A 23421-nucleotide genomic window follows, 5' to 3' on the forward strand; every position below is an offset into this window, starting at 1 on the left:
CCACGGCCGCCTCTGCTGAAACGGACCCCAAGCCAAAGCTAAAAGTTCACTGCTTAACCCGGCTGGAAGTGGCGACACGATGAGGTCATCGAGCGCTTTTTTTGTATGAGCCGCGCGCCGCGTTTTATACCGAGAAGGGGGCTAAAAAGCAAAACAAAAATGCGCGGGTTGCCAGCGCCGTCAGGAAAAATTTCCAGCAGACATTTCAACGCAGTGAGAGATGAATCAAAAAAAACTGGAAATCGGGCGAAGAAGTGACCTAAAATAGCCATCCAGATGTTAATCCATCTATACTGATTAACACTCATACTGCCAGTGTCAAAAACCTGCAGGCCTTGGTAGAATTATCTCCTTTGGCTATTCCACACAGCAGCTTGAGCTAACCAAATTCCTCTTAGGTGAAATAAAACATGGCAAAACACCTGTTTACGTCCGAGTCCGTATCAGAAGGACATCCTGATAAAATTGCTGACCAAATCTCCGATGCGGTGCTGGATGCGATCCTGGCGCAGGATCCTAAAGCGCGCGTAGCGTGCGAAACCTATGTCAAAACCGGCATGGTTCTGGTTGGCGGTGAGATCACCACCAGCGCATGGGTTGATATCGAAGAGATCACCCGTAACACGGTGCGTGAGATCGGCTATGTGCATTCTGATATGGGCTTTGATGCCAACTCCTGCGCGGTACTGAGCGCGATTGGCAAACAGTCTCCAGACATCAACCAGGGCGTTGACCGTGCCGATCCGCTGGAACAGGGCGCGGGCGACCAGGGCCTGATGTTCGGTTATGCAACCAACGAAACCGACGTGCTGATGCCGGCGCCTGTGACCTACGCACACCGTCTGGTGCAGCGTCAGGCTGAAGTGCGTAAAAACGGCACCCTGCCGTGGCTGCGCCCGGATGCGAAAAGCCAGGTGACCTTCCAGTACGACGACGGCAAAATTGTCGGCATCGATGCGGTGGTACTGTCTACTCAGCATGCCGAAGATATCGATCAGAAATCCCTGCAGGAAGCAGTGATGGAAGAGATCATCAAGCCGGTTCTGCCGACCGAATGGCTGAGCTCCGCGACCAAATTCTTCATCAACCCAACCGGACGCTTCGTTATCGGCGGCCCAATGGGCGACTGCGGCCTGACCGGTCGTAAAATCATCGTTGATACCTACGGCGGCATGGCGCGTCACGGCGGTGGTGCGTTCTCCGGTAAAGACCCGTCTAAAGTTGACCGTTCTGCGGCGTACGCAGCACGTTATGTGGCGAAAAACATCGTTGCTGCCGGCCTGGCCGACCGCTGTGAGATCCAGGTTTCCTACGCCATCGGCGTGGCTGAGCCAACCTCCATCATGGTTGAAACTTTCGGTACCGAGAAAGTGCCTTCAGAACAGCTGACCCTGCTGGTGCGCGAGTTCTTCGACCTGCGTCCATACGGCCTGATTCAGATGCTGGATCTGCTGCACCCAATCTATCAGGAAACCGCGGCATACGGTCACTTTGGTCGTGAACATTTCCCATGGGAAAAAACCGACAAAGCCGCTCTGCTGCGTGAAGCTGCCGGTCTGAAATAATCGACTGACGCGCGCTTTAGACAGGCCAGCCTTTGTGCTGGCCTTTTTTATGTCGGGTGCCGGCCAAAAGCCGCAAGACTGGAACCGATTACACTTCACCGAATATATCCTGCTTTCAGAATATTCTCTTTGCATGATCGCCTTTCTTCTGCTGTTACATTTCCTTTCAGTTAAGTCTGAAATGTATTCTTTCGCGATGCATATCACCTCATTTACCTCTATATTTTCAAAGCTTTAATTTTATTTACGGTTACAGGTTAGTGTAACCGATTACACCAATGTGATTAATCTCACATCTTTTTATGGGTCGCTCACCTACCCTAAACATCAATAAAACTGATAACCCAACTGGAGGGCATAATGCCTGACAATAAAAAACAGGGGCGTACGTCCAACAAGGCGATGACATTCTTCGTCTGCTTCCTCGCCGCCCTGGCAGGATTACTCTTTGGCCTGGATATCGGCGTCATTGCCGGCGCTCTTCCCTTCATCGCAGACGAATTCCAGATTAACGCGCATACCCAGGAATGGGTGGTCAGCTCCATGATGTTCGGTGCGGCCGTTGGGGCCGTCGGCAGCGGCTGGCTCTCCTTCAAGCTCGGACGTAAAAAGAGCCTCATGATCGGTGCGATCCTCTTCGTCGCCGGTTCCCTCTTCTCTGCAGCCGCCCCTAACGTTGAAGTGCTTATCCTTTCCCGCGTGCTGCTGGGCCTGGCCGTGGGCGTAGCGTCATACACCGCCCCGCTCTACCTCTCTGAAATTGCGCCGGAGAAAATCCGCGGCAGCATGATTTCCATGTACCAGCTGATGATCACCATCGGTATTCTTGGTGCTTACCTGTCCGATACCGCGTTCAGCTACAGCGGCGCATGGCGCTGGATGCTCGGCGTGATCATCATTCCGGCCATTCTGCTGCTGATTGGCGTCTTCTTCCTGCCGGACAGCCCGCGCTGGTTCGCCGCCAAACGCCGCTTCGTCGATGCCGAACGCGTGCTGCTTCGCCTGCGCGATACCAGCGCTGAAGCGAAAAATGAGCTGGAAGAGATCCGCGAAAGCCTGAAGGTAAAACAGTCCGGCTGGGCGCTGTTTAAAGAGAACAGCAACTTCCGCCGTGCAGTGTTCCTCGGCGTGCTGCTGCAGGTGATGCAGCAGTTCACCGGGATGAACGTCATCATGTACTACGCGCCAAAAATCTTTGAGCTGGCGGGATACACCAACACCACCGAGCAGATGTGGGGCACCGTTATTGTCGGCCTGACCAACGTGCTGGCGACCTTTATCGCCATCGGCCTGGTGGATCGCTGGGGGCGTAAGCCTACTCTGACGCTGGGCTTCCTGGTCATGGCGATCGGCATGGGCGTGCTGGGCACCATGATGCATGTGGGCATTCACTCTCCAACCGCCCAGTACTTCGCGGTAGGGATGCTGCTGATGTTTATCGTCGGGTTTGCGATGAGCGCCGGCCCGCTGATTTGGGTGCTGTGCTCGGAGATCCAGCCGCTGAAAGGGCGTGACTTTGGTATCACCTGCTCTACCGCGACCAACTGGATTGCCAATATGATCGTCGGCGCGACGTTCCTGACCATGCTCAACACCTTGGGCAATGCGAACACCTTCTGGGTCTACGCCGGTCTGAATATCTTCTTTATTGTTCTGACTATCTGGCTGGTTCCAGAAACTAAGCACGTTTCACTGGAACACATTGAACGTAACCTGATGAAAGGTCGTCCGCTGCGCGAAATCGGCGCACACGACTGATCCTCATTGCGGGAGGCGCCTCTTGCGCCTCCCCGCTTCCCGCTTTATGCTCTGCCCCTATGAAAGCTCCCCGTCTCCCCATTGCCATTCAGCAAGCCGTTATGCGCAGCCTGCGGGAAAAACTCGCTCAGGCGAATCTGAAGCTCGGCCGCAACTATCCTGAACCGAAGCTGGTCTATCAGCAGCGCGGTACCGCGGCAGGCACCGCCTGGCTGGAATCATACGAGATTCGCCTTAACCCGGTGCTGATGATGGAGAACCAGCAGGCGTTTATTGAAGAAGTGGTACCGCACGAGCTGGCGCACCTTCTGGTGTGGAAGCACTTTGGCCGCGTCGCGCCCCACGGAAAAGAGTGGAAGTGGATGATGGAGGCGGTGCTTGGAGTTCCGGCGCGCCGCACCCATCAGTTCGAGCTGGAATCGGTGCGCCGCAATACCTTCCCCTACCGCTGCCAGTGCCAGCAGCACCAGCTTACCGTCCGCCGCCATAATCGCGTGGTGCGCGGTGAAGCGACCTACCGCTGCGTCAAATGCGGCGAACCGCTGGTCGCGGAGTAATCGCCTGAACTTTCAGGAACTTTCCTGATCTGACTGATTGCATACGGGAACAACATTCGTTACGTTGCGGGCTCGTTTTGACACGGAGTGTAAGATGTCCCGTAATTTCTCTCTCGCGGTCGCTTTTCTGACGACGGCGCTTTCCGGCCAGGTAATGGCCGACGGTATCAACAGTTTTTCCCAGGCCAAGGCAGCAGGCGTGAAGGTGAACGCCGATGTGCCGGGCGATTTCTACTGCGGCTGCAAAATTAACTGGCAGGGCAAAAAAGGGGTCGTTGACCTTGAGTCATGCGGCTATAAGGTGCGTAAAAACGAAAACCGCGCCAGCCGCATCGAATGGGAGCATGTCGTTCCGGCCTGGCAGTTTGGCCACCAGCGCCAGTGCTGGCAGGACGGCGGACGTAAAAACTGCGCCAAAGATCCGGTATATCGCCAGATGGAAAGCGATATGCATAACCTGCAACCTGCGGTTGGTGAAGTGAACGGCGACCGCGGTAACTTTATGTACAGCCAGTGGAACGGTGGCGAAGGCCAGTACGGCCAGTGCGGCATGAAGGTGGATTTTAAAGAGAAAGTCGCCGAGCCCCCTGCCCGCGCGCGCGGCAGCATCGCCCGCACCTACTTCTATATGCGTGACCGTTATGACCTCAACCTTTCCCGCCAGCAGACGCAGCTGTTCAACGCCTGGGACAGGCAGTATCCGGTGACGGAATGGGAATGCCAGCGCGACGAACGCATTGCCAGAGTCCAGGGGAATCATAACCCGTACGTCCAGCGGGCTTGCCAGGCGCAAAAGAGCTAACCTACACTACGGCAATTCGCTTATATCGCATGACATATGGAATTTTTGACTATGCGCATTCCCCGCATTTACCACCCTGAACTGATTACCGCAGGCCGCGAAATCGCCCTGTCTGACGATGCCGCTAACCACGTTGGCCGCGTGCTGCGCATGGGGGCAGGCCAGGCAATACAGCTGTTCGATGGCTCTAATCAGGTTTTCGACGCGGAAATCACGCGGGCGGATAAAAAAAGCGTGCATGTAAATGTCTTGCGCGGTGAAGTGGACGACCGTGAATCGCCGCTGCACATCCACCTTGGGCAGGTGATGTCGCGCGGGGAAAAGATGGAGTTCACCATTCAAAAATCCATTGAGCTGGGCGTAAGCCTCATTACGCCACTTTTTTCCGAGCGCTGTGGCGTTAAACTGGATGCTGAACGTCTGAATAAAAAGATCCAGCAGTGGCAGAAAATTGCCATTGCGGCCTGCGAACAGAGCGGCCGCAACCGAATCCCGGAGATCCGCCCGGCAATGGATCTGGAGGACTGGTGTGCAGAAGAAGAGAGCGGGCTGAAGCTCAATCTTCATCCGCGTGCCAGCGCCAGCATCAATACGCTGCCGCTGCCCGTCGAGCGCGTTCGGCTGCTGATTGGCCCCGAAGGTGGCCTGTCGGCGGACGAAATTGCGATGACGGCGCGCTACCAGTTTACTGATATTCTGTTGGGACCTCGCGTTCTGCGCACTGAGACAACGGCACTCACGGCCATCACCGCGCTACAGGTGCGGTTTGGCGACCTGGGTTGAAGTATTAACGGAGAAGAACATGATAAAGCTCGGCATCGTGATGGATCCCATCGCAAACATTAACATCAAAAAAGATTCCAGCTTCGCTATGCTGCTGGAAGCGCAGCGTCGCGGCTATGAGCTCCACTATATGGAGATGAACGATCTTTACCTGATTAACGGTGAAGCCCGCGCGCGTACCCGCATCGTTAACGTCGAGCAGAACTACGACAAATGGTACGAGTTTGGCACCGAGCAGGACATTGCCCTTGCCGACCTCAACGTGATCCTGATGCGTAAAGATCCGCCGTTCGATACCGAATATATCTACTCCACTTACATCCTTGAGCGTGCCGAAGAGAAAGGAACGCTTATCGTCAACAAGCCGCAGAGCCTGCGCGACTGCAACGAGAAGCTCTACACCGCCTGGTTCTCTGACCTGACGCCGGAAACGCTGGTGACCCGCAGCAAAGCGCAGCTGAAAGAGTTCTGGCAGAAACACGGCGACATCATCATGAAGCCGCTGGACGGCATGGGCGGCGCATCTATCTTCCGCGTGAAGGAAGGCGATCCGAACATCGGCGTGATTGCCGAAACGCTGACCGAACTGGGTACCCGTTACTGCATGGCGCAGAACTATCTGCCTGCCATTAAAGATGGCGACAAACGCGTGCTGGTTGTAGACGGCGAGCCGGTGCCTTACTGCCTCGCGCGTATTCCGCAGGGTGGCGAAACCCGCGGTAACCTGGCGGCCGGTGGTCGTGGTGAACCCCGTCCGCTGACCGAAAGCGACTGGGAGATTGCCCGCCGCGTCGGCCCTACGCTGAAAGCCAAAGGCCTGATCTTCGTTGGCCTGGATATCATCGGCGATCGCCTGACTGAAGTGAACGTCACCAGCCCAACCTGCATTCGCGAAATCGAAGCGGAGTTCCCGATCTCGATCACCGGAATGCTGATGGACGCGATCGAAAAACGTTTACAGAAATAATCTGTGACAGCGCCCGGGTTTATCCCCATACTGGGCGCTGTCGCTTTTTAAACCAGGAAACAGTACCTCTGACAATGAATTTACAGCATCACTTTCTTATTGCCATGCCTGCTCTCCAGGATCCGATTTTTCGCCGCGCCGTGGTTTATATTTGTGAATACAATGAAGACGGCGCAATGGGCATTATCATCAATAAGCCGCTGGAAAACCTGCAGGTTGAAGGGATTCTGGACAAGCTGAAAATCTCGGCTGAAGAGCGCCTGCCGGAAATTCGGCTTGATAAACCGGTGATGCTGGGTGGACCTCTTGCAGAAGATCGCGGCTTTATTCTGCATACCCCGCCGGTTTTCTCGTCCAGCATTCGCATCTCCGACAACACCGTGATCACGACCTCGCGCGACGTACTTGAAACGCTGGGTACCGCAGAGCAGCCTTCCGAGGTGCTGGTGGCGCTGGGCTATTCGTCGTGGGAAAAAGGCCAGCTTGAGCAAGAGATCCTCGATAACGCCTGGCTTACCGCACCTGCGGACATGAATATTCTGTTTAAAACCCCGATAGCCGATCGCTGGCGTGACGCGGCAAAGCTGATTGGCATTGATATTCTGACCATGCCAGGCGTAGCGGGGCACGCCTGATGAGCGGAACACTTCTGGCCTTCGATTTTGGCACCAAAAGCATTGGCGTTGCCGTGGGTCAGCGCATCACCGGTACCGCGCGTCCGCTCACGGCCCTGAAGGCCAACGACGGCACGCCAGACTGGAATCTTATCGAACGTCTGCTCAAAGAGTGGCAGCCGGACGACGTTATCGTTGGGCTGCCGCTGAACATGGACGGCACGGAACAGCCGCTGACCGCCCGGGCGCGTAAGTTCGCCAATAAAATCCATGGCCGCTTTGGCGTCTCGGTGAAGCTTCACGACGAGCGTCTCAGCACCGTCGAAGCGCGTGCAGGCCTGTTTGAGCACGGCGGCTTCCGGGCGCTCAACAAGGGCAGCGTGGACTCCGCTTCAGCCGTCATCATCCTCGAAAGCTATTTCGAACAGGGCTTTTAAACGAAGGGGGCTACAGCCGCCCCTGTGCCCGTCTCTCCGCCAGGCTCTGGTCAAAGTTCTGCATTCCTGCCTGCTGGCCGGTTTGAATAATGCCGGGCAGCTGCCACGTTTTTCCTTCACGAATAAGATTGGCCGCCGCTGCGGTGTTCACCAGCAGTTCATACAACGCGACGCGCCCGCCCTGCAGATCGGGAAGCAGCTTTTGCGCCAGCACCGCCCGCAGGCTGCCAGCCAGCTGGTTACGCACCGGATCTTTCTCCTGCGCCGGGAACGTATCGACCAGCCGTTCAATTGCCTGCGATGCCCCGCGAGTGTGGAGCGTCGCCAGCACCAGATGCCCGGTCTCCGCCGCCGTCAGCGCCAGGCGGATTGTTTCGCTGTCGCGCAGCTCACCCAGTAAAATAACGTCCGGGTCCTCTCGTAATGCACTGCGCAGCGCCTCCGCAAATGATGGACTGTGCTGGCCTATCTCCCGCTGCTGAATCAGGCAACGTTCACTCTGGTACATAAACTCCACCGGATCTTCGAGCGTGAGGATGTGGCCGTCAGTATGGCGGTTGAGAAAATCGACCATTGCGGCCAGCGTGGTGGATTTGCCGCTGCCGGTCGCTCCCGTTACCAGAACCAACCCGTTGTCGCTGGACAAGAGTTCGGGAATGGCCCGCGGTACACCCAGCGAGGAAAGCTGCGGACAGGTGCGCGGCAACAGCCGCAGGGTGACGGATATCCCCTTCATCTGCTTAAACGCGCTCCCGCGCAGACGCTGGTCTTCCGCCACCGTCACGGCAAAATCGACCTGCCCGTTTGCCCACCAGGTTCCCTGCTGCTCGTCGTTGAGCCAGGCTTTCAACAACGCCCCGACATCAGGCGGCGGAAACGGCGCCGGTTCAAGGCGGCCTAATCTGCGCCAACGGGGTGGCGAATCACTGCACAGGTGTAGATCGGAGACGTTATGCTTTACACTAAGGGCCACAATTTCTTCCACATCCATAGACTACTCCTCGGAAAATGAACGACATTGCGCATAACCTGGCACAGGTTCGGGACAAAATCTCAGCCGCAGCAACGCGTTGCGGCCGTGCTTCAGAAGAAATTACGCTACTTGCAGTCAGCAAAACAAAGCCTGCGAGCGCCATCGCAGAAGCCATTGCGGCAGGCCAGCGGGCGTTTGGCGAAAACTACGTGCAGGAAGGCGTGGATAAAATTCGCTACTTCCAGGAGCAGGGTACTTCTGATCTGCAGTGGCACTTTATTGGCCCACTGCAGTCGAACAAGAGCCGTCTGGTGGCAGAGCACTTCGACTGGTGCCATACCGTTGACCGTCTGCGTATTGCCACACGCCTGAGCGACCAGCGCCCGGCAGAGATGCCTGCGCTTAACGTGCTGATTCAGATCAACATCAGTGATGAAAACAGCAAGTCCGGCATCGCCCTGAGCGAGCTGGATGCGCTGGCCGCAGAGGTGGCCGCCCTGCCTCGCTTAACCCTGCGCGGGCTGATGGCAATTCCGGCGCCTGAGTCAAGTTATGAAAGGCAGTTTGCCGTGGCACAGCAAATGGCTGTAGCATTTGAGGCGCTTAAAGCGCGCTATGAAACGGTAGACACGCTTTCACTGGGCATGTCGGATGATATGGAAGCCGCCATCGCGGCAGGCAGCACTATGGTGCGCATCGGCACAGCCGTTTTCGGTGCGCGCGACTACACCAAATAATAAGGAAACCTGAGGAACGCCATGAAGACGTTGACTTTCCTGCTCTCAACGGTCATTGAGCTGTATACGATGGCGCTTTTGCTACGCGTCTGGATGCAGTGGGCCCGCTGTGACTTTTACAATCCGTTCTCCCAGTTTGTCGTGAAAATTACGCAACCTGTCGTCGGACCGCTGCGCCGTATTATCCCGGCAATGGGGCCCATCGATAGCGCTTCGCTGCTGGTGGCGTTTATTCTGAGCGTGATCAAAGCCATCGTGCTGTTTATGGTCATCACCTTCCAGCCGATTATCTGGATTGCCGCCGTCCTGATTCTGATCAAAACCGTCGGTCTGCTGATCTTCTGGGTGCTGTTGGTTATGGCGATCATGAGCTGGGTGAGCCAGGGCCGTAGCCCGGTAGAGTACGCCTTGATTCAGCTGGCCGAGCCGCTGCTGCGTCCGATCCGCAACCTGCTTCCGTCTATGGGCGGCATCGACTTCTCCCCGATGATTCTGGTTCTGCTGCTCTATGTGATCAACATGGGGATCGCCGAGCTGCTTCAGTCTACGGGCGACATGCTGCTGCCGGGGCTGTGGATGGCGCTATGAGTGCAGTAAGCACCTGCGCTGACGGGCTGGTTTTGCGGCTGTATATTCAGCCGAAAGCCAGCCGTGACACTATTGTTGGGCTGCATGGCGACGAGTTAAAGGTCGCCATCACCGCCCCGCCGGTTGACGGCCAGGCGAACGCGCATCTGACCAAATATCTGGCAAAACAGTTTCGCGTCGCCAAAAGCCAGGTCGTCATTGAAAAAGGTGAACTTGGGCGACATAAACAGGTAAAAATCCTTAATCCGCAATCTATCCCGACGGAAGTCGCGGCTCTGACAGAACAGGACTAAACCATGCAGAAAGTTGTTCTCGCGACCGGTAATGCCGGTAAAGCGCGCGAGCTGGCCTCGCTATTAAATGATTTTGGGCTGGACGTAGTGGCTCAGACCGAGCTGGGCGTGGAATCCGCCGAAGAGACGGGGCTGACGTTTATCGAAAACGCCATTCTGAAAGCGCGCCATGCCGCGCAGGTCACCGGCCTGCCCGCGATTGCCGACGACTCCGGTCTGGCCGTCGATTTCCTCGGCGGCGCGCCGGGAATTTACTCCGCACGCTATTCCGGCGTGGACGCCACCGACCAGCAGAATCTGGAAAAGCTGCTTGTCGCCCTGAAAGACGTACCGGACGAACAGCGCACCGCGCAGTTCCACTGCGTACTGGTCTATATGCGCCACGCGGAAGACCCGACGCCTATTGTCTGCCACGGCAGCTGGCCGGGCGTGATTACCCGTGAAGCGGCTGGCAACGGCGGCTTTGGCTACGACCCGATTTTCTTTGTCCCGACCGAGGGCAAAACCGCCGCGGAACTGACCCGCGAAGAGAAAAGCGCGATATCCCACCGTGGACGCGCAATGAAACTGTTACTGGAAGCACTGCGTAATGGCTAATTTGCCGCCTCTGAGTCTTTATATTCACATCCCGTGGTGCGTGCAGAAATGCCCGTACTGCGATTTCAACTCGCACGCGCTGAAGGGCGAAGTGCCGCACGATGACTACGTTGCGCATCTGCTGGCCGACCTGGACGCCGATGTACCTTACGCACAGGGACGTGAAGTTAAGACCATTTTCATTGGTGGCGGTACGCCGAGCCTGCTGTCAGGCCCGGCGATGCAGACGCTGCTGGACGGCGTGCGTGCGCGTCTGAACCTGGCGACTGATGCGGAAATTACGATGGAAGCCAACCCCGGCACCGTTGAAGCCGACCGTTTTGTCGACTATCAGCGCGCGGGGGTGAACCGCATCTCCATCGGCGTGCAGAGCTTTAGCGAACCAAAGCTAAAACGTCTGGGGCGCATTCACGGCCCGGAAGAGGCAAAGCGCGCGGCAAACCTGGCGACCGGGCTTAATCTTCGCAGTTTTAACCTCGATTTGATGCATGGCCTGCCGGATCAGTCTCTGGAAGAGGCGCTGGACGACCTGCGCCAGGCGATCGAACTGAACCCGCCGCATCTGTCGTGGTACCAGCTCACCATCGAGCCTAACACCCTGTTTGGCTCGCGCCCGCCGGTGCTGCCGGACGACGACGCGCTGTGGGATATCTTCGAGCAGGGTCACAGGCTTCTGACCGCTGCGGGCTATCAGCAGTACGAAACGTCCGCGTACGCGAAGCCGGGCTACCAGTGTCAGCACAATCTGAACTACTGGCGCTTTGGCGACTATCTGGGGATTGGCTGCGGCGCGCACGGCAAGGTGACCTTCCCGGACGGACGTATTCTGCGCACGGCTAAAACCCGCCACCCGCGCGGGTATATGGAAGGCCGCTACCTGGAGCGTCAGCACGACGTCGAGGCGGCGGATAAGCCGTTTGAATTCTTTATGAACCGCTTCCGCCTGCTGGAAGCCGCCCCGCGCGCGGAGTTTGCGCTGTACACCGGGCTGCCGGAGTCGGTGATCCGCCCGCAGATCGACGAGGCGCTGGCGCAGGGGTATCTCACCGAGAGCGAGGAATACTGGCAGATCACCGAACACGGCAAACTGTTCTTAAACTCCCTTCTTGAGCTGTTCCTCACCGAAGATTCCTGAAGGCTGATTCAGGATTTTGCATCCCGTTCTGCCGGCTGAGGGAAAGGCTGGCAGAGTGTGGGGATGGAAATTACTCGTTCTTATGCAAAACAGCTCAGACGTGAGCTGACAAAAGAAGAAAGGCGGCTTTGGTATCTACTGCGCAGTCGCCGTTTCGAAAATTATAAATTTCGTCGACAGCATCCGGTAGGTAATTACATTCTGGATTTCGCCTGCTGCGCGGCTCGTCTGGCTGTTGAGCTGGATGGCGGGCAACATGATGAGAATCAGGAATACGATGGTCAGAGGACGCTCTGGCTAAATCGAAAGGGCTGGTACGTCATTCGTTTCTGGAACAACGAACTCTGGGATAACGAAGAGGCTGTGTTAGAAAAGATCCTTGAAACACTGCAAATGCTGCAACCCTCACCCCGGCCCTCTCCCTGAAAGGGAGAGGGAGCAAACCATCCCCTCGCCCCTTTGGGGAGAGGGTTAGGGTGAGGGGTGAAGTAAATTACTTCAGCGTCCCCACCAGCGCCTTCCGGCTGTCTTCCAGCGACACCACGCGTTTACACACGTCTTTGCCGAACTGCTGGAAATCATCTTCCTGGTTCTTCCACTCGTTCTGAATCGAGGTCTGCAAACCGCCCAGGCTGCCCAGCACGCCCTGCAGCGGGTTACCGCCGCCTTTCAGCACGGCTTTCGCCCCCATCTCATTGATGCTGTCCTGCAGGATGCCGCCCATCGCCTGATTCACCAGCTGCTGCCCGTCAGCGCGGACCTGATCGATCGCCTTGTAGTGGAACGTCAGACCGTCGGTGCGCGTCTCGATAATGCGGTTCATCTGCTCTTTAAGCTGCTTATCGAGCTTCGTCAGGCGGGTGCGCATGTTGCTGCTCTCCCCCACCTCTTTGGTGATGATTTTATCCAGCGCGACGCGGCTTTTCTCTACGCGCCTCAGCGCGCCTTCATTAATCCACGGCAGCGCGGTACGCAAATCGGCCTGGTAGTCTTTCGCCTGCTCGCGCTGTGCGGCAGTCAGGGTGTACTGTTTGCCGTTAAAGGTGACGTTCCCTTCCGGCGTAATCACCAGATTGCCGTTTTCGCCTTTGACCTGCACGGTTTGCGGGCTTAACACCACGTCATCACGCGGGGTGACGCTACATTGATAATCCGCATGGGCGGTGAATCCGGTTGCCATCAAAGCAACAGCCAGCAACGTTTTGCGCATCTTAAACACTCCCTCAGACAAAATGGGCCAGCTAATGCTGGCCCCTTACTGCTTTATTAGTCCCACCAAACGTCGAAAAGTTCGCTGATGCGAACATCTTCCAGCTTGTGGTCCTCAAGCCATTTACGTACCAGCGCCTGATGTTCTTCGGTGCATTTACCCACTTCCTGGGTGCAGATCAGACCTTCCCATGCCAGGTAACCGCTACCGTCGAAGGCCAGCTTGTTTGGCTCAATCACGTCATTGATGAACGCGTCAACGTCCTGATCGATCTGTTCTACACTGGTGCCTTCCGGGAAACGCCACGCAACGGAGAAGCCCACTTCTTGGAATTCTTCGATATGCATCTTTTTACGCAGACGACGGCTACGATTCTTTGCCATTATTTCACCCTCTCGAACATTAAGTCCCATACACCGTGACCAAGACGATGGCCACGCTGTTCAAATTTCGTTACCGGACGCGAGTCCGGACGCGGTACATAGTCGCTGCTCGCAGACTGGTTTTTATACCCATCCAGCGATGACATCACTTCCAGCATATGTTCCGCATAAGGTTCCCAGTCGGTCGCCATATGGAAGACACCGCCCAGTTTGAGCTTGCTTTTTACCAGCTCAGCAAACGGTGCCTGAACGATACGGCGTTTATTATGACGTGCTTTGTGCCACGGGTCAGGGAAAAAGAGCTGAACCATGGTTAAAGAATTGTCAGGAATCATTTTATGCAGCACTTCCACCGCGTCGTGACACATGACGCGCAGGTTCTCAACGCCCTCTTCATGGGCGGTTGCGAGACAGGCGCCCACGCCCGGGGAGTGCACCTCAATACCGAGGAAGTTCTGCTCAGGACGCGCCTTCGCCATGGTCACCAGCGAGGCGCCCATCCCAAAGCCGATCTCCAGCGTGACGGGCGCGTCGCGACCAAACAGCTCGGCAAAGTCCAGAGGCTGCTCGCTGAACTCAACGCCCATCACCGGCCAGTAGTTATCCAGCGCATGTTGCTGCCCTTTTGTCAGGCGGCCCTGACGGCGGACAAAGCTGCGAATACGGCGCAGCGGGCGACCGTTTTCATCAAATTCCGGTGAAATGACGTCGTTTTTCATAAAAGAGTTGTCTGCTTGTGAGAATGTTCGGGAAACGGGCATTATCCAAAGTTAAGGCTTCTATGCAAGCATGGGAAAGATCCGGTTTACAGCAGATTGACGCTGTGCTGCAATCTGCGTCCCTGATTATGCGAATCGATGACCATGCAAGCCTCTCAATTTTCAGCCCAGGTGCTGGACTGGTACGACAAATACGGGCGTAAAACCCTGCCCTGGCAAATTGAAAAAACGCCGTACAAAGTATGGCTCTCCGAGGTGATGTTGCAACAAACGCAGGTCGCCACGGTGATCCCTTACTTCGAGCGTTTTATGGCGCGCTTCCCGACGGTGACCGATCTGGCCAACGCCCCGCTGGACGAGGTGCTGCACCTGTGGACCGGTCTTGGCTACTACGCCCGGGCGCGTAACCTGCACAAGGCCGCACAGCAGGTCGCGACGCGCCACAACGGCAAATTCCCGGAAACCTTCGACGAGGTGGCGGACTTACCCGGCGTCGGGCGTTCAACCGCGGGCGCCATTCTCTCCCTGTCTTTAGGCAAGCATTTCCCGATCCTCGACGGCAACGTGAAGCGCGTGCTGGCCCGCTGTTATGCCGTCGACGGCTGGCCGGGTAAGAAGGACGTTGAGAAACGTCTTTGGGAAATAAGTGAAACGGTCACCCCGGCCAACGGCGTCGAGCGTTTCAACCAGGCGATGATGGATCTCGGCGCAATGGTCTGCACGCGTTCAAAACCTAAGTGTGAACTCTGCCCGGTAAACAACCTCTGCGTGGCCTACGCCAACCATTCATGGGCGCAGTATCCGGGTAAGAAACCCAAACAGACGCTGCCGGAGCGCACGGCCTATATGCTGCTGATGCAGCACGGCGACGACGTGTTCCTTGCCCAGCGTCCGCCGAGCGGTCTGTGGGGTGGTCTATACTGCTTCCCACAGTTTGAAAATGAAGACTTGCTGCGTGAGTGGCTTCAAAAGCGCGGGATTGCTGCCGATAACCTGACGCAGCTGACCGCGTTTCGCCATACCTTCAGCCATTTCCATCTGGATATTGTCCCGATGTGGCTTCCCGTGTCCTCATTCACCTCGTGCATGGATGAAGGCACCGCTCTCTGGTATAACTTAGCGCAACCGCCATCAGTCGGGCTGGCGGCTCCCGTGGAGCGCCTGTTACAGCAATTACGTGCCGGTGCAATGGTTTAGCATCGACAAGAAAAAGAGGAATACGTATGGCCAGAACGATTTTTTGTACTTTCCTGCAGCGAGACGCTGAAGGCCAGGATTTCCAGCTTTATCCGGGGGATCTGGGCAAGCGCATCTATAACGAGATCTCCAAAGAAGCCTGGGGACAGTGGCAGAAAAAGCAGACCATGCTGATCAACGAGAAAAAGCTCAGCATGATGAACCCGGAGCACCGCAAGCTGCTGGAGCAGGAGATGGTGAGCTTCCTGTTCGAAGGTAAAGACGTGCACATCGAAGGCTATACGCCGCCGGAAAAATAACAGCGTGCGGGTGAACCCCGCCGTTAAAGCAAACACAACACGCACTCCCGGAATGATGAAAAAACTTTTAGCGCTAGCCCTTGTTGCGCCGTTGCTGGTCTCGTGTTCGTCCAAAAAAGGCGATGATTACAACGAAGCCTGGGTCAAGGACACCAACGGTTTTGACATTTTGATGGGGCAGTTTGCCCACAACATCGAGAATATATGGGGATTTAACGAAGTTCTTATTGCCGGACCGAAGGACTACGTTAAGTACACCGACGCCTATCTGACCCGTAGCCACATCAACTTTGATGAGGGTACGATCACCATTGAAACCATCGCAGGCACTGACCCTGCGGCACGGCTGCGTCAGGCGATCGTCAAAACCCTGCTGATGGGTGACGATCCGGGATCTATCGATCTCTACTCCGATGCCGACGACATCACCATCTCAAAAGAGCCGTTCCTGTACGGTCAGGTAGTTGACCAGACCGGACAGCCGATCCGCTGGGAAGGCCGCGCCACGAAATTTGCCGACTACCTGCTGCAGACGCGCCTGAAGAGCCGCTCTAACGGCCTGAAGATCATCTACAGCGTCACCATCAACCTTGTCCCGAACCACCTCGACAAGCGTGCGCACAAGTACCTTGGCATGGTGCGTCAGGCATCGCGTAAGTACGGCGTGGATGAGTCGCTGATCCTGGCGATTATGCAGACCGAATCCTCGTTTAACCCGTACGCGGTGAGCCGTTCGGACGCGCTGGGGCTGATGCAGGTTGTGCAGCACAGCGCCGGTAAGGACGTCTTCCGCTCGCAGGGGAAATCCGGCACGCCGAGCCGCAGCTACCTGTTCGACCCGCAGAGCAACATTGATACCGGGACCGCCTACCTGGCGATGCTGAACAATGTTTACCTTGGCGGCATCGATAACCCGACGTCGCGTCGCTATGCGGTGATTACAGCCTACAACGGCGGCGCGGGCAGCGTGCTGCGCGTCTTCTCGAACGACAAAGTGCAGGCCGCAAACATCATCAACAGCATGGCACCGGGGGATGTCTACTCAACCCTCACCACTCGCCACCCGTCTGCGGAATCCCGCCGCTATCTGTATAAGGTGAATACGGCGCAGAAGAACTATCGTCGCCGCTAGAAACTCCCCCTCACCCTAACCCTCTCCCCAAAGGGGAGAGGGAACTTGAACACCCTCTCCCCTTTGGGGAGAGGGCAGGGTGAGGGGAATAAACCGCACCCATCCCCCACCCATACGAAAACGTTATTTGCATCACAATCCAAACTGCAAATTAATGTGGATTGCATTTTTTTGCGGGAGGTAACAAAACATATCGTTGCCAACTGATAGAATTGCATCAAATAACAACCCTGAATGTTCCAAAAACAACATATCTCCCGCTCACTTGTGAGGAAAGTAACATGAACCTTAAGCTGCAGCTTAAAATATTGTCGTTTCTGCAGTTCTGCCTGTGGGGTAGCTGGCTGACTACACTCGGCTCCTATATGTTTGTGACGCTCAAGTTCGACGGTGCGTCAATCGGTGCCGTATACAGCTCGCTGGGTATTGCGGCTGTCTTTATGCCAACGCTGCTCGGTATCGTGGCGGATAAATGGTTAAGCGCGAAGTGGCTGTACATGCTTTGCCATCTGGTGGGTGCGGGGACGCTGTTTATGGCGGCCGAAGTGACCACGCCGGGGGCGATGTTTATGGTGATCCTGCTTAACTCGCTGGCCTATATGCCAACGCTTGGGCTGATCAACACCATCTCCTACTACCGCCTGAAATCTGCCGGCCTGGATATCGTCACCGATTTCCCGCCTATCCGCATCTGGGGCACCATCGGCTTTATCATGGCGATGTGGGGCGTGAGCTTCGCGGGCTTTGAACTGAGCCATATGCAGCTCTACATCGGTGCAGCGCTCTCCGTGCTGCTGGCGATCTTCACCCTGACGTTGCCAACCATTCCGGTTTCTAACCAGCAAAAAAACCAGAGCTGGAGCACCATGCTCGGCCTGGACGCGTTCGCGCTGTTCAAAAACAAACGCATGGCGATCTTCTTTATCTTCTCCATGCTGCTGGGCGCAGAGCTGCAAATCACCAACATGTTCGGCAACACCTTCCTGCACAGCTTCGATAACGATCCTCTGTTTGCCGGGAGCTTTATCGTCGAGCACGCGTCGGTAATGATGTCCATCTCGCAGATCTCCGAGACGCTGTTCATCCTGACCATCCCGTTCTTCCTGAGCCGCTACGGCATCAAAAACGTCATGCTGATCAGTATCGCCGCGTGGATGCTGCGCTTCGGCCTGTTCGCCTACGGCGACCCGAGCGCGTTCGGCACCGTGCTGCTGGTGCTGTCGATGATTGTTTACGGATGCGCCTTCGACTTCTTCAACATCTCCGGTTCGGTGTTTGTGGAAAAAGAGGTGAAGCCTGAAATCCGCGCCAGCGCGCAGGGCATGTTCCTGATGATGACCAACGGCTTCGGCTGTATTCTGGGCGGCGTAGTGAGCGGTAAAGTGGTGGAGATGTACACCACCAACGGCATCACCGACTGGCAGCCTGTGTGGCTGATCTTCGCCGCGTACTCGCTGGTGCTGTTCTTCGCGTTCATCGCGCTGTTCAAGTACAAGCACGTGCGTGAACCGCACGGTGCGCAGCCGATCGCGCATTGATTGTTGTGCCCGGTGGCGGCTTCGCTTACCGGGCCTGCAAAACCAGACCGTAGGCCGGGTAAGGCGAAGCTGCCACCCGGCTATTTTATTGCAGACAACACCCACCCCACCGACAGCAAATCCGCGCTGCCGCCCGGGCTCAGATTGCGTTCAATCAATGCCTTATCCATCTTAAGCAACGCCTCGCGATCCCAGCCGTTTGCCAGCAGTTCCCGCGCATAGCCCTGAACGTAGCGCAGCCCCTCAATGCCGCCGCGCGAAACGAGGTTGCTGTCCTGATTTATCGCCATCAGGCGTAACAGCAGGCCGTGAAGCGACTGTCCGTTCCACTGCGCCAGCGCCCTACGCGCCGTTGCAAAGCCGCTTTCGGCCTCACCGCGCGCGCCGGTTAAGCCGTACTGCTGAAACTGCCGCTCGCCCGCCGTCGCCCGTCCGCTGCGCGCGGCCAGCTCCCGCGACACCAGCCCGCGGCAGATGTTACTTACCTCACAGCAGAGGCTGTCTGCCGAGATATTTTTCACACGTCCGGCGGCGAAGCACAGTAAACCCAGGGCAAAAATCCCGCCCTTGTGGGTGTTTACTCCGTTCGTCGCAGCATACATCGCCTGCTCGCAGGCCATCCCCATCGGGCGGAGGATCCGTAGCTGCTCGCCAGCAGGTTTATCCGCATGCGAGTTGCCCAGCTCGGTAAAACGCGAAAACCACGGCGCAATCGCCGCAATGCTGCGGACGAACAACACGTGGTCCATATCGCGATGGGAGCCGTTATTGAGCTTGTCCACCAGCCCCGGCTTGGGCGTCAGCTCCAGCTCCTGCCACAGCGCCGCTTCGGCAAGCGCGGGCACGTCAGCCGGGCGCGGTTTAGTCGCGAGCAAACCAGTCATCTATCATCTTCTCCACGCGGGAAACCACCTGCTCAACGGGGTGATTGCGCGAACGAGAGCAGGCGTGGGCGGGCTCGTCGCAGATGAGGCAGCGCCTGAGATTTGCCCCCAGCGACTGACGCCCGACGTGGCCGTGCTGAGGACAGATCACGTCCAGATCCCACAGCCTGCCGAGCGGGTGCATCTGCTCCAGCTCCGCACAGTGCGCTTTGATTTCCGTCGCCGGATGGGCCACGCACCAGATGGCCTCAGGCCCGGTCGGGAGCCACAGTACCTGGCGGTCCAGCACCTGCCAGCGGTTTTCCCACAGCAGCTGGTCGCACATCTGCAGCGCCACGCCCATGGTATTGCGATAGCGCAGGCTGTCTTTAATTTCCCCTGGCGTGACCAGCGTGAGGGAAATCACCGGCTGTTGATAGTGCGTGAGCCAGTCAGCCTGACGGGCTGCGCGGCGCTCTTTCGCCGCCAGCAGTTCGTCCAGGCTGACACCCGTCCGCACGGGTGTCGCAATGGTCATATTCACTCCTTTACCTGTCGAACAGTGTCGATCACGCTGCCGTCGCGGTAGCGGATCACCCCGACGATTTTGTCGGTAAACTCAATCGGTTTCGGTACGCCGGTCAGGGAAATCGCCCGCTCGTAGAGCGCGCTGATGTCCACAACCTTCAGCCCGGCGTCCAGCAGCCGCTCGCGGATCTCCGGGCGCGCCGGGTTGACCGCAATACCGTGATCGGTGACCAGCACGTCGATGCTCTCACCCGGCGTGAGGCGCGTGGTGACCCGCTTCACGACCGTCGGAATGCGGCTGCGCAGCAGCGGCGCGACGACGATGGTCAGGTTCGCCGCGGCGGCCACGTCGCAGTGCCCGCCAGACGCGCCGCGCATCACGCCGTCGGAGCCGGTGATGACGTTAACGTTGAAATCGACGTCAATTTCGAGGGCACTGAGGATCACCACGTCGAGCTGGTCGCAGCTTGCCGCCTTGCTGCCGGGGTTGGCGTAGACGTTGGTGGAGATCTCCACGTGGTTCGGGTTGCGCGCCAGCGAGGCCGCCGCCTGGCCGTCAAAGCACTGGGTATCGAGCAGCTTTTCAATGAGCCCCTTCTCGTGCAGATCCACCAGGCTGCCGGTGATGCCGCCGAGCGCAAAGCGCGCCTTCACGCCGCTGCGCTCCATCTTCTCTTCCATAAAGCGGGTGCAGGCGGTCGCCGCCGCGCCGGAGCCGGTCTGCATCGAGAAGCCCGGTTTGAAGTAGCCGGAGTGTTCAATCACGTCCGCCGCATAGCGAGCGATCATCAGCTCGCGGGGGTTGCTGGTGACGCGCGCCGCGCCGACGCTGATTTTCGCCGGGTCGCCCACGCTCTCTACCTGCACGATGTAGTCCACCTGGTCCTGCACCAGGCTGGCAGGCATATTGGGGAACGGCACCAGTTCTTCGGTGAGCAGTACCACCCTGCGGGCAAAGTGCGCGTCCACCATCGCGTAGCCCAGGGACCCACAGCACGATTTGCCGTGCGTGCCGTTGGCGTTGCCAAACTCATCGCTGCACGGGACGCCGAGAAACGCTACGTCGATATTCAGCTCGCCGTCCTGGAGCAGCTTCACGCGCCCGCCGTGGGAGTGAATCTGCACCGGCTCGTCCATCAGCCCGTGGGAGATGGCGTCCGCCAGCCTGCCGCGCATGCCTGAGGTGTAAATTCGGGTGATGACGCCGCTTTCGATATGCTCGATCAGCGCGTCGTTGCAGGTCATCAGGGAGCTGGAGGCCAGCGTCAGGTTTTTAAAGCCCATTCGCGCCAGCAGCGCCACGACGGTGTTGATCACCCGGTCGCCTTCGCGAAACGCGTGGTGGAAGGAGATGGTCATCCCGTCCTGCAGGCCGCTGCGCTTAACCGCCTCTTCAACAGAGGCGCAGAGCTTGCGGCTGTGTTTCGCGTCGCAGTCCGCCAGCCACGGCGTGGCGCTGTGGGCGTTATCAAAGGGTTTTAAGTCCCGCAGATGGGGGAAATTCACGTGGAGAAGTTCTGTCTGATTCATTATCTCATCCTTACCGACGCACGCCGGAGGCCGCCGCGCGCTCCAGCACCACCTGCGCGTGGTTAATAATCGGTGCATCCACCATTTTGCCGTTGAGCGACACCACGCCCAGGCCGTTACGCTCGCCCTCTTCTGCCGCCTCAATCACCCTTCTGGCGTGATCCACCTCTTCCTGCGTCGGGGCATAGGCGTTGTGCAGCAGATCAATCTGGCGCGGGTTAATCAGCGATTTGCCGTTAAAGCCCATCTTGCGGATCAGATCCACCTCGCGCAGGAACCCGGCCTCGTCGTTAACGTCTGACCACACCACGTCGAAGGCGTCGATGCCCGCGGCGCGGGCGGCGTGCAGCACGGCGCAGCGGGCGTAGAACAGCTCGGTGCCGTCGCCTCGCTCGGTCTGCATGTCCATCACGTAGTCAAAGGCGGCCAGCGCGATGCCGATTAAGCGCGGAGAGCTACGGGCAATCGCCACGGCGTTGATGACGCCAATGGCCGATTCAATCGCCGCCATCACTCGGGTGGAGCCAACCTCGCGGCCGCACTCCCGCTCAATGCGCTCAAGATGGCCTTCCAGCTCGTAGATATCGTCCGGGGTGTCGGTTTTCGGCAGGCGGATCACGTCCACGCCCGCGCGCACGGCGGCCTCCAGATCCAGCAGGCCAAACGGCGTGCTGAGCGGGTTAATGCGCACCACGGTTTCGATATCCTGATACATCGGGTGCTGCAGGGCGTGGAACACCAGCATGCGCGCGGTGTCCTTCTCGCGCAGGGCCACGGCGTCCTCAAGATCAAACATGATGGAATCGGGGCGGTAGATAAAGGCGGTGGAGAGCATGGCGGCGTTGGCGCCCGGCAGGAACAGCATGCTGCGGCGGAGTTTGCTCATTTCAGCGCCCCCCAGTTGATGACCTGCTCGTCGGCAGCGCGCATCAGCGCGCTCTGCAGGCGGGCGCGGATCACGCAGTCCAGCGCCCCTTTGTCTTCAATAATGATTAATCCCTGGTGCACGTTCATGGCGCGCAACGTGTCGTTGACCACCTGGCGAATTTGCTCACCGAACTGCTTAATCACTTCACTGTGGATGACTATCTCCAGCTCGCCGTGAGCGGGAGCGATTTTCACCATCAGGTCGCTGGACTCCTGCGTTCCGGCCAGCGCCTCCCTTACAATTTTCATGATAAATTCCTGGTAGTTAAGCGACTTCCGCACTCGCACGGTAATGCGTTTCGAGATGCGCGAAGGTGGAGTCCGGGACAATCTCCCGGATCCGGGAAAACTGCTGTGTCTTCAGTAAGCGGCGCACTTCAGACGCCGAAATGGCGTTGCCGGTGACCTTGATGCGCGGCATTTCCACCACGTCGATATGCGAGGCCAGCAGGTCGTGCAGCGTCTGGTTGTACTGGCGGGTGATATCGCAGAACGGCTCCGAGCCGATGAAGCGGTGCGTGATGCCGAGCGCCGGGGCGATGAAGTCCCGGAAGATCAGCACGTCGATCTCACTCCACGCCTGCTGCACTTTGCCGGTCTCCTTCAGGAAGTAGGCCGGGAAGGTGGCTCGGGAGATGATGTACTGCGAGCCTTCATGGACCACCACGTTCGGCAGATGCGCCACGCCCGCCCGCACCATCTCAAGACGGGCGCTAAACGGGAAGAACGAGGCGTCTTCACGCACCACGAACAGGTGCAGGGCATCGCACTGCCCCGCCGCCTGCTCCACCAGATGGCGGTGGCCGAGGGTGAACGGATTGGCGTTCATCACTATCGCGCCAATGTTCTCCCCGCACCTGCGCTTTGCGCGCAGGGAACGACAGTAGCGTTCGATCCCCTGCGGGGTGTTCTCCATCAGCACCGCGTTGTTCCCGCTTTGGGCAATCGGCCAGAAGCCGCTGCGGGCAAAGCGCTCCCGGTTGCACGGACGGGTGCAGAGGAAGAGGTGGAAATGGCCGCGCTCCAGCGCCGCATTTTCCACCTCAGCCAGCAGCCGCGCGCTGAGGTTCTCGCCGCGAAGCTGCTCGTTGACCGCCACGCATTTGATGACGTTGGCGGCAAGCCCTGCGCAACCCACCAGCTGCGCGCCGGACCAGGCTTCGACGAACAGCGTGATGTCGTTGTCCAGGCCAAGGCCGCTGTCTGCCAGCAGGTAGCGGATCTGGCTTAAGCGTTCCGGGTGTTTCGCCACAACGGTGTGGCGAAAATCGATGGGTCGCGAGTGCATG

Annotated in this window: 29 protein-coding genes; 18 read left to right on the forward strand and 11 right to left on the reverse strand. The window is 57.8% G+C overall.

The genetic code is table 11. The features are described from left to right. Positions 1 to 53: 53 nt before the first annotated feature. Entirely contained in the window at positions 54 to 272 is a 219-nt protein-coding gene (locus ACR42C_RS18790) for a hypothetical protein (protein WP_162874982.1), read from the reverse strand. A gap of 138 nt (positions 273 to 410) precedes the next feature. Between ACR42C_RS18790 and metK the strand changes: the two genes are divergently transcribed. The 8 genes from metK to ruvX all read left to right on the forward strand — a co-directional run bounded on the left by metK (position 411) and on the right by ruvX (position 7483). Continuing rightward, the gene (metK, locus tag ACR42C_RS18795) at positions 411 to 1565 is read left to right on the forward strand and encodes a methionine adenosyltransferase (protein WP_061097111.1); all 1155 of its coding nucleotides are present in this window, start codon (positions 411 to 413) and stop codon (positions 1563 to 1565) included. A gap of 360 nt (positions 1566 to 1925) precedes the next feature. After that, a complete protein-coding gene (gene galP / locus ACR42C_RS18800) occupies positions 1926 to 3323 on the forward strand; it encodes a galactose/proton symporter (RefSeq protein ID WP_045134809.1) in 1398 nt (465 codons plus the stop codon). A 59-nt stretch (positions 3324 to 3382) separates the two neighbouring features. Beyond that, complete coding sequence (locus ACR42C_RS18805; RefSeq protein ID WP_003860035.1) at positions 3383 to 3880, forward strand: SprT family zinc-dependent metalloprotease; 498 nt, start codon at positions 3383 to 3385, stop codon at positions 3878 to 3880. Between the two features lie 94 nt (positions 3881 to 3974). Beyond that, positions 3975 to 4682, forward strand: a complete 708-nt coding sequence (endA, locus tag ACR42C_RS18810; protein WP_479984429.1) for a deoxyribonuclease I — start codon at positions 3975 to 3977, stop codon at positions 4680 to 4682. A 51-nt stretch (positions 4683 to 4733) separates the two neighbouring features. Then, positions 4734 to 5465, forward strand: a complete 732-nt coding sequence (gene rsmE, locus ACR42C_RS18815) for a 16S rRNA (uracil(1498)-N(3))-methyltransferase (protein ID WP_014833222.1) — start codon at positions 4734 to 4736, stop codon at positions 5463 to 5465. A 19-nt stretch (positions 5466 to 5484) separates the two neighbouring features. Continuing rightward, positions 5485 to 6432, forward strand: a complete 948-nt coding sequence (gene gshB, locus ACR42C_RS18820) for a glutathione synthase (protein ID WP_023331278.1) — start codon at positions 5485 to 5487, stop codon at positions 6430 to 6432. Positions 6433 to 6506: 74 nt separating this feature from the next. Beyond that, the gene (locus ACR42C_RS18825; RefSeq protein ID WP_020883695.1) at positions 6507 to 7067 is read left to right on the forward strand and encodes a YqgE/AlgH family protein; all 561 of its coding nucleotides are present in this window, start codon (positions 6507 to 6509) and stop codon (positions 7065 to 7067) included. Next, positions 7067 to 7483, forward strand: coding sequence for a Holliday junction resolvase RuvX (ruvX, locus tag ACR42C_RS18830; protein ID WP_021242076.1), 417 nt, complete (start codon positions 7067 to 7069; stop codon positions 7481 to 7483). The genes ACR42C_RS18825 and ruvX overlap by 1 nt, the downstream gene beginning before the upstream one ends. 10 nt (positions 7484 to 7493) lie before the next feature. Here the strand turns inward: ruvX and ACR42C_RS18835 are convergent, their stop codons facing one another. Next, entirely contained in the window at positions 7494 to 8474 is a 981-nt protein-coding gene (locus tag ACR42C_RS18835) for a type IV pilus twitching motility protein PilT (RefSeq protein WP_479984430.1), read from the reverse strand. Positions 8475 to 8491: 17 nt separating this feature from the next. Between ACR42C_RS18835 and ACR42C_RS18840 the strand changes: the two genes are divergently transcribed. From ACR42C_RS18840 to ACR42C_RS18865, 6 genes are all read left to right on the forward strand, one after another. Next, positions 8492 to 9193 (forward strand): YggS family pyridoxal phosphate-dependent enzyme, encoded by a 702-nt coding sequence (locus ACR42C_RS18840; protein ID WP_116341960.1) that lies wholly within the window; start codon positions 8492 to 8494, stop codon positions 9191 to 9193. 21 nt (positions 9194 to 9214) lie between these two features. Beyond that, positions 9215 to 9781 (forward strand): YggT family protein, encoded by a 567-nt coding sequence (locus ACR42C_RS18845; protein ID WP_116341962.1) that lies wholly within the window; start codon positions 9215 to 9217, stop codon positions 9779 to 9781. Next, positions 9778 to 10074 carry a DUF167 family protein YggU gene (yggU, locus tag ACR42C_RS18850; protein ID WP_479984431.1) on the forward strand — a complete coding sequence of 99 codons (297 nt, stop codon included), beginning with the start codon at positions 9778 to 9780 and terminating at the stop codon, positions 10072 to 10074. The genes ACR42C_RS18845 and yggU overlap by 4 nt, the downstream gene beginning before the upstream one ends. A 3-nt stretch (positions 10075 to 10077) precedes the next feature. Beyond that, the gene (locus tag ACR42C_RS18855; RefSeq protein WP_479984432.1) at positions 10078 to 10671 is read left to right on the forward strand and encodes an XTP/dITP diphosphatase; all 594 of its coding nucleotides are present in this window, start codon (positions 10078 to 10080) and stop codon (positions 10669 to 10671) included. Further along, positions 10664 to 11806, forward strand: a complete 1143-nt coding sequence (gene hemW / locus ACR42C_RS18860; RefSeq protein WP_479984433.1) for a radical SAM family heme chaperone HemW — start codon at positions 10664 to 10666, stop codon at positions 11804 to 11806. Before ACR42C_RS18855 ends, hemW begins: the two co-directional genes overlap by 8 nt. 63 nt (positions 11807 to 11869) lie before the next feature. After that, on the forward strand, positions 11870 to 12232 hold the full coding sequence (locus ACR42C_RS18865) for an endonuclease domain-containing protein (RefSeq protein ID WP_479984434.1): 363 nt from the start codon (positions 11870 to 11872) through the stop codon (positions 12230 to 12232). Between the two features lie 67 nt (positions 12233 to 12299). On the opposite strand, the gene ACR42C_RS18870 is transcribed toward ACR42C_RS18865, so the two are convergent. The 3 genes from ACR42C_RS18870 to trmB are packed head-to-tail and all read right to left on the reverse strand — an operon-like array spanning position 12300 to position 14118. Further along, the gene (locus tag ACR42C_RS18870) at positions 12300 to 13016 is read right to left on the reverse strand and encodes a YggN family protein (RefSeq protein WP_479984435.1); all 717 of its coding nucleotides are present in this window, start codon (positions 13014 to 13016) and stop codon (positions 12300 to 12302) included. Between the two features lie 56 nt (positions 13017 to 13072). Continuing rightward, positions 13073 to 13399 carry a YggL family protein gene (locus ACR42C_RS18875; RefSeq protein ID WP_010435485.1) on the reverse strand — a complete coding sequence of 109 codons (327 nt, stop codon included), beginning with the start codon at positions 13397 to 13399 and terminating at the stop codon, positions 13073 to 13075. After that, positions 13399 to 14118 (reverse strand): tRNA (guanosine(46)-N7)-methyltransferase TrmB, encoded by a 720-nt coding sequence (gene trmB, locus ACR42C_RS18880; protein WP_233002828.1) that lies wholly within the window; start codon positions 14116 to 14118, stop codon positions 13399 to 13401. Before trmB ends, ACR42C_RS18875 begins: the two co-directional genes overlap by 1 nt. A 144-nt stretch (positions 14119 to 14262) precedes the next feature. Here trmB and mutY point away from each other — a divergent pair, with 144 nt between their 5' ends. The 4 genes from mutY (at position 14263) to ACR42C_RS18900 (ending at position 18284) form a co-directional block, all read left to right on the forward strand. Beyond that, a complete protein-coding gene (gene mutY / locus ACR42C_RS18885; RefSeq protein ID WP_479984436.1) occupies positions 14263 to 15315 on the forward strand; it encodes an A/G-specific adenine glycosylase in 1053 nt (350 codons plus the stop codon). A gap of 26 nt (positions 15316 to 15341) precedes the next feature. Beyond that, positions 15342 to 15614 carry an oxidative damage protection protein gene (locus ACR42C_RS18890; protein WP_023309138.1) on the forward strand — a complete coding sequence of 91 codons (273 nt, stop codon included), beginning with the start codon at positions 15342 to 15344 and terminating at the stop codon, positions 15612 to 15614. Between the two features lie 55 nt (positions 15615 to 15669). After that, entirely contained in the window at positions 15670 to 16746 is a 1077-nt protein-coding gene (gene mltC, locus ACR42C_RS18895; RefSeq protein WP_045260773.1) for a membrane-bound lytic murein transglycosylase MltC, read from the forward strand. A gap of 281 nt (positions 16747 to 17027) precedes the next feature. Continuing rightward, entirely contained in the window at positions 17028 to 18284 is a 1257-nt protein-coding gene (locus tag ACR42C_RS18900; protein WP_116341974.1) for a nucleoside permease, read from the forward strand. An 80-nt stretch (positions 18285 to 18364) separates the two neighbouring features. On the opposite strand, the gene citG is transcribed toward ACR42C_RS18900, so the two are convergent. From citG to citC, 6 genes are read right to left on the reverse strand one after another with little or no spacing between them, the layout of a single operon-like run. After that, positions 18365 to 19168: a triphosphoribosyl-dephospho-CoA synthase CitG gene (gene citG / locus ACR42C_RS18905; RefSeq protein ID WP_479984437.1), complete on the reverse strand. Its 804-nt coding sequence runs from the start codon at positions 19166 to 19168 to the stop codon at positions 18365 to 18367. Further along, positions 19146 to 19685, reverse strand: a complete 540-nt coding sequence (gene citX, locus ACR42C_RS18910; protein WP_116341978.1) for a citrate lyase holo-[acyl-carrier protein] synthase — start codon at positions 19683 to 19685, stop codon at positions 19146 to 19148. Before citX ends, citG begins: the two co-directional genes overlap by 23 nt. A 2-nt stretch (positions 19686 to 19687) precedes the next feature. Beyond that, positions 19688 to 21205 carry a citrate lyase subunit alpha gene (gene citF, locus ACR42C_RS18915; protein WP_479984438.1) on the reverse strand — a complete coding sequence of 506 codons (1518 nt, stop codon included), beginning with the start codon at positions 21203 to 21205 and terminating at the stop codon, positions 19688 to 19690. 10 nt (positions 21206 to 21215) lie between these two features. After that, on the reverse strand, positions 21216 to 22091 hold the full coding sequence (citE, locus tag ACR42C_RS18920; RefSeq protein WP_029740740.1) for a citrate (pro-3S)-lyase subunit beta: 876 nt from the start codon (positions 22089 to 22091) through the stop codon (positions 21216 to 21218). Then, positions 22088 to 22381: a citrate lyase acyl carrier protein gene (citD, locus tag ACR42C_RS18925; RefSeq protein WP_116341984.1), complete on the reverse strand. Its 294-nt coding sequence runs from the start codon at positions 22379 to 22381 to the stop codon at positions 22088 to 22090. Before citD ends, citE begins: the two co-directional genes overlap by 4 nt. Positions 22382 to 22397: 16 nt before the next feature. Beyond that, entirely contained in the window at positions 22398 to 23420 is a 1023-nt protein-coding gene (citC, locus tag ACR42C_RS18930) for a [citrate (pro-3S)-lyase] ligase (protein WP_479984439.1), read from the reverse strand. Between the last annotated feature and the right edge of the window lies 1 nt (position 23421).

It is taken from the genome of Enterobacter sp. MG-EB028 (assembly GCF_056673305.1).

Bases quoted from the DNA above. Each gene is read 5' to 3' on its own strand.
- citE (WP_029740740.1), bottom strand. From the start codon at position 22,091: ATGAGCAAACTCCGCCGCAGCATGCTGTTCCTGCCGGGCGCCAACGCC.
- mutY (WP_479984436.1), top strand. From the start codon at position 14,263: ATGCAAGCCTCTCAATTTTCAGCCCAGGTGCTGGACTGGTACGACAAA.
- citX (WP_116341978.1), bottom strand. From the start codon at position 19,685: ATGACCATTGCGACACCCGTGCGGACGGGTGTCAGCCTGGACGAACTG.
- citF (WP_479984438.1), bottom strand. From the start codon at position 21,205: ATGAATCAGACAGAACTTCTCCACGTGAATTTCCCCCATCTGCGGGAC.
- endA (WP_479984429.1), top strand. From the start codon at position 3,975: ATGTCCCGTAATTTCTCTCTCGCGGTCGCTTTTCTGACGACGGCGCTT.
- ACR42C_RS18875 (WP_010435485.1), bottom strand. From the start codon at position 13,399: ATGGCAAAGAATCGTAGCCGTCGTCTGCGTAAAAAGATGCATATCGAA.
- ACR42C_RS18790 (WP_162874982.1), bottom strand. From the start codon at position 272: ATGGCTATTTTAGGTCACTTCTTCGCCCGATTTCCAGTTTTTTTTGAT.
- metK (WP_061097111.1), top strand. From the start codon at position 411: ATGGCAAAACACCTGTTTACGTCCGAGTCCGTATCAGAAGGACATCCT.
- gshB (WP_023331278.1), top strand. From the start codon at position 5,485: ATGATAAAGCTCGGCATCGTGATGGATCCCATCGCAAACATTAACATC.
- yggU (WP_479984431.1), top strand. From the start codon at position 9,778: ATGAGTGCAGTAAGCACCTGCGCTGACGGGCTGGTTTTGCGGCTGTAT.
- citD (WP_116341984.1), bottom strand. From the start codon at position 22,381: ATGAAAATTGTAAGGGAGGCGCTGGCCGGAACGCAGGAGTCCAGCGAC.
- ACR42C_RS18835 (WP_479984430.1), bottom strand. From the start codon at position 8,474: ATGGATGTGGAAGAAATTGTGGCCCTTAGTGTAAAGCATAACGTCTCC.
- galP (WP_045134809.1), top strand. From the start codon at position 1,926: ATGCCTGACAATAAAAAACAGGGGCGTACGTCCAACAAGGCGATGACA.
- mltC (WP_045260773.1), top strand. From the start codon at position 15,670: ATGAAAAAACTTTTAGCGCTAGCCCTTGTTGCGCCGTTGCTGGTCTCG.
- hemW (WP_479984433.1), top strand. From the start codon at position 10,664: ATGGCTAATTTGCCGCCTCTGAGTCTTTATATTCACATCCCGTGGTGC.
- citG (WP_479984437.1), bottom strand. From the start codon at position 19,168: ATGACTGGTTTGCTCGCGACTAAACCGCGCCCGGCTGACGTGCCCGCG.
- citC (WP_479984439.1), bottom strand. From the start codon at position 23,420: ATGCACTCGCGACCCATCGATTTTCGCCACACCGTTGTGGCGAAACAC.
- ACR42C_RS18865 (WP_479984434.1), top strand. From the start codon at position 11,870: ATGGAAATTACTCGTTCTTATGCAAAACAGCTCAGACGTGAGCTGACA.
- ACR42C_RS18870 (WP_479984435.1), bottom strand. From the start codon at position 13,016: ATGCGCAAAACGTTGCTGGCTGTTGCTTTGATGGCAACCGGATTCACC.
- rsmE (WP_014833222.1), top strand. From the start codon at position 4,734: ATGCGCATTCCCCGCATTTACCACCCTGAACTGATTACCGCAGGCCGC.
- ACR42C_RS18855 (WP_479984432.1), top strand. From the start codon at position 10,078: ATGCAGAAAGTTGTTCTCGCGACCGGTAATGCCGGTAAAGCGCGCGAG.
- ACR42C_RS18825 (WP_020883695.1), top strand. From the start codon at position 6,507: ATGAATTTACAGCATCACTTTCTTATTGCCATGCCTGCTCTCCAGGAT.
- ruvX (WP_021242076.1), top strand. From the start codon at position 7,067: ATGAGCGGAACACTTCTGGCCTTCGATTTTGGCACCAAAAGCATTGGC.
- ACR42C_RS18890 (WP_023309138.1), top strand. From the start codon at position 15,342: ATGGCCAGAACGATTTTTTGTACTTTCCTGCAGCGAGACGCTGAAGGC.
- ACR42C_RS18900 (WP_116341974.1), top strand. From the start codon at position 17,028: ATGAACCTTAAGCTGCAGCTTAAAATATTGTCGTTTCTGCAGTTCTGC.
- ACR42C_RS18840 (WP_116341960.1), top strand. From the start codon at position 8,492: ATGAACGACATTGCGCATAACCTGGCACAGGTTCGGGACAAAATCTCA.
- ACR42C_RS18845 (WP_116341962.1), top strand. From the start codon at position 9,215: ATGAAGACGTTGACTTTCCTGCTCTCAACGGTCATTGAGCTGTATACG.
- trmB (WP_233002828.1), bottom strand. From the start codon at position 14,118: ATGAAAAACGACGTCATTTCACCGGAATTTGATGAAAACGGTCGCCCG.
- ACR42C_RS18805 (WP_003860035.1), top strand. From the start codon at position 3,383: ATGAAAGCTCCCCGTCTCCCCATTGCCATTCAGCAAGCCGTTATGCGC.